This window comes from Lysobacter sp. A378, from assembly GCF_054052125.1.
Map to the genome: position 1 here is coordinate 240,322 of NZ_JBSVRK010000002.1, position 13,057 is coordinate 253,378.

At 65.1% G+C, this 13,057-nt stretch carries 12 protein-coding genes; 8 read left to right on the forward strand and 4 right to left on the reverse strand.

Annotation, left to right across the window (positions count from 1 at the left end; all coding sequences use genetic code 11):
• Nucleotides 1-64: 64 nt before the first annotated feature.
• A complete protein-coding gene (locus tag ACW7G1_RS07045) occupies nt 65-1,417 on the reverse strand; it encodes a dihydroorotase (RefSeq protein ID WP_456979054.1) in 1,353 nt (450 codons plus the stop codon).
• A 33-nt stretch (nt 1,418-1,450) separates the two neighbouring features.
• Nucleotides 1,451-1,672 carry a membrane protein insertion efficiency factor YidD gene (yidD, locus tag ACW7G1_RS07050; RefSeq protein WP_456979055.1) on the reverse strand — a complete coding sequence of 74 codons (222 nt, stop codon included), beginning with the start codon at nt 1,670-1,672 and terminating at the stop codon, nt 1,451-1,453.
• Between the two features lie 208 nt (nt 1,673-1,880).
• On the opposite strand from yidD, the gene dksA reads away from it, so the two are divergent.
• Entirely contained in the window at nt 1,881-2,783 is a 903-nt protein-coding gene (gene dksA, locus ACW7G1_RS07055; RefSeq protein WP_456979056.1) for an RNA polymerase-binding protein DksA, read from the forward strand.
• Between the two features lie 91 nt (nt 2,784-2,874).
• Here dksA and ACW7G1_RS07060 read toward each other — a convergent pair whose 3' ends face one another.
• Together ACW7G1_RS07060 and cysS are read right to left on the reverse strand one after the other, a co-directional pair.
• The gene (locus ACW7G1_RS07060) at nt 2,875-3,330 is read right to left on the reverse strand and encodes a SufE family protein (RefSeq protein WP_456979057.1); all 456 of its coding nucleotides are present in this window, start codon (nt 3,328-3,330) and stop codon (nt 2,875-2,877) included.
• A 4-nt stretch (nt 3,331-3,334) separates the two neighbouring features.
• A complete protein-coding gene (cysS, locus tag ACW7G1_RS07065; protein WP_456979058.1) occupies nt 3,335-4,786 on the reverse strand; it encodes a cysteine--tRNA ligase in 1,452 nt (483 codons plus the stop codon).
• A 193-nt stretch (nt 4,787-4,979) separates the two neighbouring features.
• Between cysS and ACW7G1_RS07070 the strand changes: the two genes are divergently transcribed.
• The 7 genes from ACW7G1_RS07070 (at nt 4,980) to argH (ending at nt 12,761) form a co-directional block, all read left to right on the forward strand.
• Entirely contained in the window at nt 4,980-5,396 is a 417-nt protein-coding gene (locus tag ACW7G1_RS07070; protein WP_456979864.1) for a hypothetical protein, read from the forward strand.
• A gap of 247 nt (nt 5,397-5,643) precedes the next feature.
• Nucleotides 5,644-6,696 carry an N-acetylornithine carbamoyltransferase gene (locus tag ACW7G1_RS07075; protein ID WP_456979059.1) on the forward strand — a complete coding sequence of 351 codons (1,053 nt, stop codon included), beginning with the start codon at nt 5,644-5,646 and terminating at the stop codon, nt 6,694-6,696.
• Nucleotides 6,697-6,736: 40 nt separating this feature from the next.
• Nucleotides 6,737-7,933, forward strand: coding sequence for an argininosuccinate synthase (locus tag ACW7G1_RS07080; protein ID WP_456979060.1), 1,197 nt, complete (start codon nt 6,737-6,739; stop codon nt 7,931-7,933).
• Nucleotides 7,930-9,045 carry an acetylornithine deacetylase gene (locus ACW7G1_RS07085; protein WP_456979061.1) on the forward strand — a complete coding sequence of 372 codons (1,116 nt, stop codon included), beginning with the start codon at nt 7,930-7,932 and terminating at the stop codon, nt 9,043-9,045. Before ACW7G1_RS07080 ends, ACW7G1_RS07085 begins: the two co-directional genes overlap by 4 nt.
• Nucleotides 9,042-10,388 (forward strand): acetylglutamate kinase, encoded by a 1,347-nt coding sequence (locus ACW7G1_RS07090; RefSeq protein WP_456979062.1) that lies wholly within the window; start codon nt 9,042-9,044, stop codon nt 10,386-10,388. The genes ACW7G1_RS07085 and ACW7G1_RS07090 overlap by 4 nt, the downstream gene beginning before the upstream one ends.
• Nucleotides 10,389-10,418: 30 nt before the next feature.
• Entirely contained in the window at nt 10,419-11,387 is a 969-nt protein-coding gene (argC, locus tag ACW7G1_RS07095) for an N-acetyl-gamma-glutamyl-phosphate reductase (RefSeq protein ID WP_456979063.1), read from the forward strand.
• A gap of 84 nt (nt 11,388-11,471) precedes the next feature.
• Nucleotides 11,472-12,761, forward strand: coding sequence for an argininosuccinate lyase (gene argH / locus ACW7G1_RS07100; protein WP_456979064.1), 1,290 nt, complete (start codon nt 11,472-11,474; stop codon nt 12,759-12,761).
• Nucleotides 12,762-13,057: the final 296 nt, after the last annotated feature.

Genomic DNA, 13,057 nt, shown 5'->3' on the forward strand with positions numbered 1-13,057 from the left:
GCTGGCCTTGTCGTGCTTCCGGCACCGACAATAAACGCCAGCGCAACCACCAGTGGCATTGCCCTCATCGATCAAAAACCAGGCGCTGGCCGTTGGCGGCGCCCACCAGCTGGCTGCCGTCCCATGCGAGCACGCCATTGACCCAGGTCGATGCAATCCGGGTATGGAAAGTGCGGCCCTCGAACGGCGACCAGCCGCATTTTGACAACACGTCTTCACGCCGAACAGTGAGCGGCTTGTCATCGATCAGGACCAGGTCGGCAGCGTAGCCTTCGCGCAGGAAGCCACGACCCTTGACGTCGAACAGCTGCGCCGGCGCATGGGCGAATTTCTGCACCACCTGGGCGGTGCTCAGGTGACCCTCGTGGACCAGTTCCAACGCCGCATTGAGTGCGTACTGGACCAGCGGCAGGCCACTGGGCGCCTTGGTATAGGGCCGTTGCTTCTCTTCCAGCAGGTGCGGCGCGTGATCGGTGGCGAGCACATCGATGACATCGTCGGCAAGGGCGCGGACCAGTGCCTCGCGGTCTGCCGGGTCCTTGATCGCCGGGTTGCACTTGATCAGGTGGCCGAGCTGGGCATAGTCATTGCGGTCAAAGCGCAGGAAGTGGATGCAGGTCTCGGCGGTGATCTGCTTGCGACTGCCGTCGGCGCGGACGAGTGGGCCGGCCTCGAACAGCGCCAGTTCATCGGCAGTCGAGATGTGCAGAACATGCAACCGGGTGCCATGCCGGCGTGCCAGCGAGATCGCCAGCTGGGTCGACTTCATGCACGCCTCGCGTGAGCGGATGTCGGGATGGCACTCGGGCGGGATGTCGTCGCCGTACTTCGCCTTGTAGACGGCGGTGGCGGCCTCGATCATGGGCGTATCTTCGCAGTGGGTGATGATCGGTGTGGGCACGTCGCGGAATACCGCGTCCAGCACCACCGGATCGTCCACCAGCATGTTGCCGGTGGACGCGCCCATGAACACCTTGACCCCGGGCGCACTCAGCGGATCCAGACGCTGGATGGCCTCCAGGTTGGTGGTGCTGGTGCCCATGTAGAAGCCATAGTTGCCGCGTACCCTGCCGGCCGCACGCTGGTACTTGTTCTCCAGTGCTGCTGCATCCAGGGTCGGCGGGCTGGTGTTGGGCATGTCCATGAAGCTGGTCAGTCCACCGGCAACCGCGGCGCCGGATTCAATTTCCATGTCGGCCTTGTACTCCAGGCCCGGCTCACGGAAGTGGACCTGGTCGTCGATCATGCCAGGCAGCAAGCGGCGACCGTTTGCGTCGATCATGGTCTCGTTGGTCCGGCCGGAAAGGCCACTGCCGATCTGGGTGATCCGTCCCTCCTCGAAGCGCAGGTCGCCCTCGAATTCACGGCCCTCGTTGACGAGACGGGCATTGACGATAAGCGTTGATGGCGCGGTCATGGGGATCCTTTTGGGCGAGTTGTCGGGGACGAGTCAGCGCGCGGGCGGCACCGGGTCGTTGCCGCCCGGATGCAGCGGGTGGCACCGTAGTATCCGCTTCAATGCAAGCCAGCTGCCCTTGAAGGCGCCAAACCGGGCGATGGCCTGTATCGCGTACTCCGAGCACGTGGGATGAAACCGGCAACGCGGTCCCAACAGCGGGCTGACCCAGCGTTTGTAGCCTCGCAGCAAGGCGATGAGCAGACGGTCGATCACGGTTTCTCGAATACGGGCACGAACGACGGATGGAGGGTAGGATGGGCCGGATCCGTGCCCGACCCGGTCGGGGTCGAAGGCAGTTTGCCATCAGACCCCGCGTAAACCTGAAACACCTTGTTTGTGACGAGGTTGCCGCAGGTGCCGGAGCAGGGTATAACAGCGCGCTTTCCCGTCACAAGGGAATCAACATCAAGGACAGTTGCTCGTGGCAATGAAAAAAACCGCGACGAAGGTCGCCAAAAGCAGTAAAAAGGCCGTCAAAACAGTCGCCGTGAAAAAATCCGCGGCGGTGAAAAAAGGCGTTGTCAAGAAGGCTGTGGCAGTGAAGAAGCCGGCTGCCAAGAAGGCCGCGGCGGTGAAGAAACCAGTCGCCAAGAAGACCGCGACGGTGAAGAAGCTGGTCGCCAAGAAGGCTGCGGCGGTGAAGAAACCGGTCGTCAAGAAAGCCGCGACGGTGAAGACGCCGGCCGCCAAGAAGGTTGCGGCAGTGAAGAAGCCAGTCGCCAAGACGGTGGCTGTAGAAAAATCCAGGGCGCCGGTCGCGAAGAAGACGGCAGAATCGCCGGCACCCCGTTCAGCCGTGCCGGTCAGGCGACGGCTGGGCAAGGTGGCCGTCGCCGTTGCGGCCAAGTCGCAAACCCCCACCCCCCGAGGTAAAGTCAAAGTCGTGCCATATAAAACAGAAAAAGGCAGTGGCCGTCCGATCGTCCCCAAGGGCTATACGCCCAGTGACGACGAGGAGTACATGAGTCCCTTGCAGCTGGAATACTTCCGTCAGCGTCTATTGCAGTGGCGGGAAGACCTGGTTGAGGAGTCCAAGCAGACCATCGAAAACCTGAAGGACGAAGTCCGGGATGTCGGTGACGAGGCTGAACGAGCCACCCGCGAAACCGAAAACTCCCTGGAACTGCGTACCCGCGACCGCTATCGCAAGCTGATCAGCAAGATCGACAGTACGTTGAAGCGTGTCGACTCGGGCGAGTACGGTTTTTGCGCCGACACCGGCGAGGAGATCGGGTTGGAGCGCATGGATGCCCGGCTTACCGCCGAGCGGACGCTTGATGCACAGGAGCGTTGGGAGCACTTGCGCAAGCAAATGGGCGACTGAGCCACTGGATTGATCCAAGGAAAAACCCCGCCAATGCGGGGTTTTTTATTTCAGCGTGGATGGCATGTGCAGCCAGCCTGACCTGTGCACGTCAACGCTCCGGCTCGCCGCCAAGTTGCGCCGTGGCCTGCGCCTGGATGAAGCCAAGCAACGCGGCCAGGCCATTGCTCCGAGTGGGCGAAAGGTGCTTGGCCAGGCCGATGTCGGTGATGTAGCTGGCCCCGGTCCCTGCGATCTCGGCCGCACTGCGGCCCGAGTAGACCCGCAGCGCCAGGTAGACCAGGCCGGAGACGATGGCTGAATCGCTGATGGCGTGGAAATCCAGCTTGTCGGCATCGCCTTGGGCGACGATCCAGACCAACGACTGACAGCCATGCAGGCGGTGTTCTTCGGTCTTCCACTCCACTGGCAGGTCCGGCAGCTTGCGGCCCAGGTCAATCAGGTACTGATAGCGTTGCGACCAGTCGTCAAAGAATGCGAACTCGTCACGGATGGCGTCTTGAGCCTCGGTGGTAGTGGGTTCAAGCGGGAACGGTGTGGCAATCACGGCATCAATCCTGGTGGCGGCTACTGTTGTCGCGGCGCCAGCGTACGCCCGCCGGGGTGTCTTCCAGCAGTATTCCATCGCCTGCGAGCCGGTCGCGGATGGCGTCGGCACGGGCGAAGTCCCGGGCCTGTTTGGCCGCGCCGCGCTCATCGACCAACGCCTGGATACGCGCATCGTCGCCGTCGTCATCGGCGTTACCGGCGAACCAGCTTTGGGGGTCTTGCTGCAACAGCCCCAGGGCCAGGCCGGCACCCAGCAACTCGCCCTTGAGCCGGGCCCTGTCGTCGACCGCTACCGCCTTGCGTGCCTGGCCGGCGATCCGGGCGAGTTCGGCCAGCGCCTGCGGGGTGTTGAGGTCGTCGTCGAGGATGGCCTCCAGACTCGCCGGGATCGTGGCCGTCGCCTCGGTATCGGCCAGCGCACGCAGCGTCCCATACAGCCGGTCGAGCGTCCGCACGCTTTGCTCGATCAAGCCGTCCGACCAGTCCAGCGGTTGCCGGTAGTGCGCCGACAGCAACGCGTAACGCAGGGCTTCCGGTGGGTGGGCGAGAACCAGGTCGTGGATCTTCTCGATGTTGCCCAGTGACTTGGACATCTTGCTGCCACCAAAATTCAGCATCCCGTTGTGCAGCCACCACCGGGCGAACGGCTTGCCGCCATGGGCGCATTCGCTTTGGGCGATCTCGTTTTCATGGTGCGGGAACTGCAGGTCGACGCCGCCGGCATGGATATCGATCGTCTCGCCCAGGTGTGCGGCCGCCATCGCGGAGCACTCGATGTGCCAGCCGGGGCGACCGTAACTCCATGGCGACTCCCAGCCGGGCAGCGCCTGGCCCGGCGCTGATTCAGAATCTGACCCCGCGCCCGCGCCCGGGCCCGGGCCCGCGCCGTTGCCGGAGGGCTTCCACAGCACGAAGTCGCCCGGATCGCGTTTGTAGGGGGCAACCTCGACCCGCGCGCCGGCCAGCATGTCCTCGGTGTGGCGGCGCGACAGCTTGCCGTAGCCGTCGAAACTGGCGACGGAAAACAGCACGTGGCCCTCGGCGGCGTAGGCATGGCCGGAGTCGATCAGTTGCCCGATCATCGTGATGATCTCGCCGATGTGGGCGGTTGCTTCGGGCTCGATGTCCGGCGGCGCGACGCCCAGCGCCGCCATGTCGTCACGGTAGGCGGCCGAGAACCGATCGGTGATGACCGAGATCGGCACACCCTGGGCGTTTGCCGCGGCGTTGATCTTGTCGTCTACGTCGGTGATGTTGCGCGCGTAGGCCAACGCGCCGTAGCGCCGACGCAGCAACTGGGCCAGTACGCCGAACACCACCGGGCCGCGGGCGTTGCCGATGTGGACGTAGTTGTAGACCGTCGGGCCGCACACATACATCGTCGGGCGGGCAGAATCGAGCGGCGTGAACGGCTCTACCCGTCGGCTCAGGCTGTTGTAGAGGTGCAGGCTCATGGGGACAGGTCAATGGCGTTGCTCCATTCTAGCCTGCGCAGCTACCGGCCCGCGCGGAAGGTGCCGCACGACAGCATTGATTCAGCCGGCTGCCCTGATGGGCGAATACACTTGTCTCCTTGTGTTCTTCGAGTCCAGCGACACGATGAAGCGTTTGCGCCTTTCACTGACGATCCTGCTGTGTGCCTTGGTGATGGGTTCGGCGTGGGCGCAGGACACCACGGTGATCCAGGCCGAGAACGTCCGTTTCGCCTATGCCCAGGTGCTGCGGGTAACCCCGATCTACCAGACCCTGACCGCTACCAGCGTCGAGGAGCAATGCGTGCCGACCCCAGCGGATGAGGCTGACGGCGAGTCGCGCTTGGCGCGCGTGGTGGGGGCGGTCAAGGATGCGCTCAGCCGGCAGCCGACGGAGACGCGGGATGAAATGGCCGCGGCGGATTGCGAGGCGGTGTCCGTCGAGCGCGAATTCCGTCGCCCGATCGCCTACGACGTCGACTATGTGTACAAGGGCTCGAAATACCGCTCGCGCTTGCCCGATGATCCGGGTAACCGGTTGCGGATCCGGATCGGGGTGACTCCGGTGGTGTCAGGCTCGCGCAGTCAGTGACGGATGCTTGCTCCGCTGGCCGACACGTGCCAGCATGCCCTCCATCAATGAACCAGCTTCGCGCCCCTGCTGACATCCTGACTTCTGCCTACATGGCGGCGGGGATGACCTCGCGCGCGCGCCGACCGTTGTTGCCCACTGACCTGGCTGGGTAGCCGCTCGCACGCACGCCGCATCCGGCGTAACACGAAAAAGCCCAGCCTCCGAGCTGGGCTTTTTGTTTTTCTCTCCCACGGATCCCTCAGTCATGCCCATCAAGCACTTCCTCAACACCCAGGACTGGTCACGCCCCGAGCTCGATGCGCTGCTTGTGCAGGCGGCCGGGTTCAAGGCCGGCAAACCCGGCGGTCAGCTGCGCGGCCGGCCTTTGGAGGGCAAGTCGATCGCACTGGTGTTCTTCAACCCCTCGATGCGCACCCGGACCAGCTTCGAGCTGGGTGCATTCCAGCTCGGCGGTCATGCGGTGGTGCTGCAGCCGGGCAAGGACGCCTGGCCGATCGAGTTCGACCTGGGCACGGTGATGGATGGCGATACCGAGGAGCACATCGCCGAGGTCGCGCAAGTGCTGGGCCGCTACGTGGACCTGATTGGCGTGCGCGCGTTTCCGAAATTCGTCGACTGGTCGCTGGACCGCCAGGATCGGGTGCTCAGGAGTTTCGCGAAGTACTCCCCGGTGCCGGTGATCAACATGGAGACCATCACCCATCCGTGTCAGGAGCTGGCGCACGTGATGGCGCTGCAGGAGCATTTCGGCACGACCGACCCCGGATCGAGTCCGGGGCAGGTTCTGCGTGGCAAGAAGTTCGTGCTGACCTGGACCTACCATCCCAAGCCGCTCAACACCGCGGTCGCCAACTCGGCGCTGACCATCGCCACCCGGATGGGTATGGACGTGACGCTGCTGTGCCCGACGCCGGAGTACGTGCTGGACGAGCGTTACATGGGCTGGGCCGGACACAACGTGGCCGAGAGCGGCGGCTCGCTGGCGGTCAGCCACGACATCGAAAGCGCCTATGCCGGTGCCGACGTGGTCTACGCCAAGAGCTGGGGCGCGCTGCCGTACTTCGGTAACTGGGCGCCGGAAAAACCCATTCGCGACCGGTACCAGCACTTCATCGTCGACGAGGCGAAGATGGCGCTGACCAACGGCGCCGTCTTCAGCCACTGCCTGCCGTTGCGCCGCAACGTCAAGGCGACCGACGCGGTGATGGACTCGCCGCGGTGCATCGCCATCAACGAAGCCGAGAACCGCCTGCATGTCCAAAAATCCATCATGACCACCCTCATCAACCAACCGTAGGGCGGGTCTTGACCCGTCCTGCCTCGCCACGAGACAAACCATGACCGACAAGAACATCGTCCTCGCGTTTTCCGGGGGACTCGACACCAGTTTCTGCGTGCCGTACCTGCAAGAGCATGGTTACGCCGTGCACACCGTATTCGGCGATACCGGCGGCGTGGACGACGACGAGCGCGCCTTCATCGAGCAACGTGCGGCCGAACTGGGCGTCGCGTCCCACGTCACGGTTGATGGTGGCCCGGCGATCTGGGACGGATTTGTCAAACCGTTTGTATGGGCGGGCGAGGGCTACCAGGGGCAGTACCCGCTGCTGGTCTCGGATCGCTACCTGATCGTCGAGGCCACGCTGGCGCGCGCCGCCGAGCTGGGCACGCGTGTGATCGCGCACGGCTGCACCGGCATGGGCAACGACCAGGTCCGCTTCGATTTGGCGGTCAAGTCGCTGGGCGATTACGAGATCGTCGCGCCGATCCGCGAGATCCAGAAACAGCACACCCAGGTCCGCGCCTACGAGCAGGCCTATCTGGAGCAGCGCGGCTTTGGCGTGCGCGCCAAGCAGCAGGCCTACACCATCAACGAGAACCTGCTCGGTCTGACCATGTCCGGCGGCGAGATCGATCGATGGCAGGCCCCGGGCGAGGGCGCGACCGGCTGGTGCAAGCCGCGCGACGAGTGGCCGAACCAGCCATTGCGGGTGACGCTCGGCTTCGAGAACGGCGAGGCGGTCACGCTCGACGGTGAGAAGATCGCCGGGCACGTGATGCTCGCCAGGCTCAACGCCTTGTTCGCGCAATACGGCGTCGGCCGCGGTCTGTATACCGGCGACACCACCATCGGCCTGAAGGGCCGGATCATCTTCGAGGCGCCGGGCCTGACCGCGTTGCTGGTCGCCCACCGTGCGCTGGAAGAGGCGGTGCTGAGCAAGCAGCAGAACCGCTTCAAGCCCGAGGTCGCGCGCAAGTGGGTCGAACTGGTCTACGAGGGTTTCTTCCATGACCCGCTGAAGACCGACCTGGAGGCGTTCCTGGCTTCCAGCCAGTCGACCGTCAACGGCACGGTCGTACTGGAGACCCACGGTGGCATCGTCGACGCGGTCGCGATCGACTCAAAGCACATCCTCAACGCCAAGGGCGCGACCTACGCGCAGGCTGCCGACTGGGGCGTCGCCGAGGCCGAGGGCTTCATCAAGCTGTTCGGCATGAGCAGCACGCTGTGGGCGGAGGTCAATCGGAAGTGAGCCTGCTCCCCGACATCCTCCGCCACCTCGAAGCTCTGGTGTCATTCGACACCCGTAATCCGCCGCGCCGGATCGGCAGCGATGGCATCTTCGACTACCTGCGCGCACAACTGCCCGATTTCCGCATCGACGTCACCGATCACGGCGACGGCGCGGTGTCGATGCTGGCGGTGCGCGGCAACCCGCGCAGGCTGTTCAACGTCCACCTGGATACGGTGCCGGACTCACCGGCATGGACCGCAGATCCGCACGTTTTGCGTGTCACCGACGACCGCGCGATCGGTCTGGGTGCCTGCGACATCAAGGGCGCGGCGGCCGGCCTGCTGGCTGCCGCCGCTGTGACCAGGGGTGACGCCGCCTTCCTGTTCGGCACCGACGAGGAGGCCAACGACGCGCGCTGCATCCCGGCCTTCCTCGCCAGCGCACATGGCTTTACCGAGGCGGTCGTGGCCGAGCCCACCGGTTGCGAGGCGGTGTTGGCCCATCGCGGTATCAGCTCGGTGCTGATGCGGTTCCGCGGCAGTGCCGGCCATGCCTCCGGCGCCAACGCGATGGACGCCAGCGCGTTGCACCAGACGATGCGTTGGGGCAATCGTGCGCTGGACCTGGTCGAGGCGGAGTCGCATCAGCGCTTCGGTGGCCTGACCGGGTTGCGCTTCAACATCGGCAGGGTCGAGGGTGGGATCAAGGCCAACATGATCGCGCCCAGCGCCGAGGTCCGGTTCGGCTTCCGGCCGCTGCCGTCGATGTCGATCGACGGGCTGCATGCGCGTTTCGGCAGCCTGGTCGAGGCCGGGGCGGTTGAGCGTTACGAGGAAACCTTCCGTGGCCCGTCGCTGCCATCGGGCGCGGCTTCTATCGAGGGTGTTGCGACGGCCGAGGACCAGCGCCTGCAAGCGCGCGACCTTGCCGAGGCGCTCGACCTGCCGATCGGCAACGCGGTCGATTTCTGGACCGAGGCCTCGCTGTTTTCGGCCGCCGGCCTGACCGCGATGGTCTATGGGCCGGGCGATATCGCCCAGGCGCATACGGCCGACGAGTGGGTGGCGCTGGAGCAACTGCAACGCTACGTCGAATCCGTCGCGCGCATTCTTGACGCCAACATCCCATGACCATTCCCCCCACCTCCCACGACATCCAGACCCGCCAGACCATCGTGCGGCTGCTCTCCAGCATGGCCAGCGCGAAGGAGATCAGCCAGTACCTCAAGCGCTTCTCGCAGCTCGATGCGGCGCGCTTCGCGGTGGTCAAGGTTGGCGGCGCGGTGCTGCGCGACGACCTCGATGCGCTGACCTCGTCGCTGGCGTTCCTGCAGGACGTTGGCCTGACCCCGATCGTCGTCCACGGCGCCGGCCCGCAGCTGGACGAGGCGATGGCCGCCGCCGGCATCGAGAAGCAGACCGTCAACGGCCTGCGCGTCACCTCGCCGGAGGCGTTGGCGGTGGTGCGTCGCGTCTTCCACAGTCAGAACCTCAAACTGGTTGAAGCATTGCAGCGCGGCGACGCACGCGCGACCTCGATCGTGTCGGGTGTGTTCGAAGCCGACTACCTCGACCGCGACACCTACGGGTTGGTGGGCGAAGTCAAGCGGGTCGACCTGGCGCCGATCCAGGCCAGCCTGCAGGCCGGCTCGATCCCGGTGATCGCCAGCCTCGGCGAGACCGACGGCGGCCAGATCGTCAACATCAACGCCGACTTCGCCGCCAACGAACTGGTGCAGGTACTGCAGCCGTACAAGATCGTGTTCCTGACCGGCACCGGCGGCCTGCTCGACGAGCGCGGCCGGGTGATCGATTCGATCAACCTGTCGACCGAGTACGAGCACCTGCTCGCGCAGCCGTGGGTCAACGGCGGCATGCGGGTCAAGATCGAGCAGATCAAGCAGTTGCTCGACCGCCTCCCGTTGTCGTCATCGGTGTCGATCACCAAGCCGGCGGAGCTCGCGAAGGAATTGTTCACCCACAAGGGCTCGGGCACGCTGGTCCGGCGTGGCGAGCGGGTGTTGCAGGTCGATGCCTGGGACGCACTGGACCTGCCGCGCCTGCGCACGCTGATCGAATCCGCGTTCGGCCGCCGGCTGGCGCCGGACTATTTCGAGCGTACCGCGCTGCACCGCGCCTACGTCAGCGAGAACTACCGCGCCGCGATCATCCTCACAGACGTCGATGGCCACGCCTACCTCGACAAGTTCGCGGTGCTCGACGAAGCGCAGGGCGAGGGTCTCGGTCGCGCCGTCTGGCTGGTGATGCGCGAGCAGAATCCGCGGCTGTTCTGGCGCTCACGCCACGGCAACCCGGTCAATGCGTTCTATTACGCCGAGGCCGATGGCCACTACAAGCAGGAGCAGTGGAAGGTGTTCTGGTACGGACTTGATGATCTCGACGACGTCGCCCGCTGCGTCGCCCACTGCCGCGATCGCGCGCCGACCCTGCTTGAACCCCTGGAGGCCGCATGAGCATCCGGCCCCTGCATGGACGGCATTTTCATGACTGAACCATCCATCAAGATTGGCATCGTCGGTGCGCGTGGCCACGTCGGCGTCGAACTGATCCGGCTGGTCGCCGTGCACCCGCGGTTCGAACTGGCCTTTGTGTGCTCGCGCGGACTTGATGGTCAGCGTGTTGCCGACCATAGCGATACCTACACCGGCGATCTTCGCTTCAGTGCGCCGAGTTTCGGACAACTGCCGACATTGGGTGCTGACGCCGTGGTGCTGGCGCTACCCAATGGCAAGGCCGCGTCATGCGTCGAAGCTTTCGACAAGGCGGCTGGCGGCGATGGGGCGGCTGGCCCGGTGATCATCGATCTGTCAGCGGACTATCGCTTTGACAACCGTTGGTACTACGGTTTGCCCGAGCTGACGCGGGACAGCTACGAAGGCCAGCGACGCATCAGTAATCCCGGCTGCTACGCCACCGCGATGCAACTGGCGATCGCGCCGATGCGGGACGTCCTGGACGGGGCGGTGCAATGCTTCGGCGTGTCCGGGTATTCCGGTGCCGGCACCGCGCCGTCGGACAAGAACGACCCGGAAAAGCTGCGCGACAACCTGATTCCGTACGCGCTGACCGGCCACGTGCATGAGCGCGAGGTGGCGGATCGCCTCGGTCATCCGATCGAATTCATGCCGCACGTGGCGCCGCATTTTCGCGGCATCACGATCACCGCCAACCTGCATTTGGCGCAGGCGTTCGATCGCGACGAAGTGATCGAGCGCTACCGCCAGCGCTATGCCGATGAACCGCTGGTGCGCGTGCTCGACGAAGCGCCGTGGGTCAGCGCGATCGCCGGCGCGCATCATGTGGACGTGGGCGGATTTACCCTGTCCGACGATGGGCGACGGCTGGTGGTGGTCGCAACCGAAGACAACCTGCTCAAGGGCGCTGCGACGCAGGCGCTGCAGAACCTCAACCGGGCGTTCGGCTTGCCCGAGCTGACCGGAATCCCAGGGTAGGGCGGGTTTCAACCCGCCAACGTTATCGATGAAATGGCGGGTTGAAACCCGCCCTACAGGCCCCCCATCAACGGTAGAGACATCATGACCGACCTCCTCTGGCAAAAACCCGGCGTCAAGGTCGACGCGCGCATCCAGCAGTTCTGCGCCGGCGACGACGTTATCCTCGACCGCGAGTTCTTCGGGTTCGATATCCAGGCCAGCGTCGCGCATGCCGAAGGGCTGCAGCAGATCGGGATCCTCGACGCGGATGAACTGGCCGGGATCATCCGCGAACTTGATGTACTGGCGAAGGATTTCGAGGGAGGCGGGTTCGTGCTCGACGCCACCTACGAGGACGGCCATTCCGCGATCGAGGCGCGCTTGATCGAGAGACTCGGCGACGCCGGCCGCAAGATCCACACCGGCCGTAGCCGCAACGACCAGGTCCTGGTCGCGACCCGTCTGTGGCTCAAGGATCGGCTGCTCAGGTTGAGTGCGCTATGCCGCGAAAGCGCCGAGGTCGCATTGGCCCGGGCCGAGGTCGAGGCAAGCCTGCCGCTGCCGGGCTATACCCACCTGCAACGCGCCGTGGTGTCTTCGGCGGGCATGTGGTGGTCGGCGTGGGCGGAGGGTTTTATCGACGACGCCATCCGCGCGCGCGACACCCTGGTCTGGGTCGACGCCAACCCGCTCGGCAGTGCCGCCGGATATGGCGTCAACTTGCCGCTCGCACGCGAGCACACCACCCAGGCGCTCGGTTTCGGCCGGATGCAACTGTCGGCCACCTATGCCCAACTGTCGCGTGGCAAGTTCGAGATGGCGGCGATCGAGGCGCTCGGTTCGGCGATGCTCGACCTGCGCCGGCTGGCCTGGGACCTGAGCCTGTTCACCAGCGCCGAGTTCGGCTTCGTCACGCTGCCGGCGCAGTACACCACCGGCAGCTCGATCATGCCGAACAAGCGCAACCCGGACGTCATCGAGTTGATGCGCGCCAGCTACGCCAGCGTTGCGGCTGGGCGAACCGAGGTCGAACAGCTGCTGTCGCTTCCGTCGGGTTACCACCGTGACCTGCAGTTCACCAAGGGTGCCATCTTCCATGCGTTTGGCCGTGGCCTGGGGGCGCTGGAATTGCTGCCTGACCTGCTGCGTAACCTGGAGTGGAAACCAGACGCGATGCGCGCGGCATTGGAGCCATCGATGTACGCGACCGACCTGGCGATCGATCTGGCCCGCGAAGGCGTGCCGTTCCGCAATGCCTACCAGCAGGCGGCCGATCCGGCGCGTTGGGCCACGGGCAATCCCGAAGCCAGCCTTGCCGCTCGCGTGTCACCCGGTGCGGCCGGAGAGTTGCGTCTGCAGACGCTCCGCGACCGTTTGCAACAACTGCCGTAGTGAGCGCGGCCCCACCACACGATGAACCGCATGCTGGGGTTGGCGGGGCTGAAGTGTTAGGCTCCGTCGCTTGGCAGATCCGGTTTTCCGGCGTCACTACTGACGTTCCGATGTTCGGATCCGCACTTTCCCGGCCCGCTGGCCGGGGGCGATGGCGCCGCAGGGTTGCCTTTCGCAGGACTGCTCCCCCACTGCAGGCAATACCCGTTCCACACGGGTCGGATGATTGCGGGAAGCGCCTGATTCGTCGATGCCTTGCTGCCTGGCAATGTTGATGCCAGGGCCTTGCCGGGTCC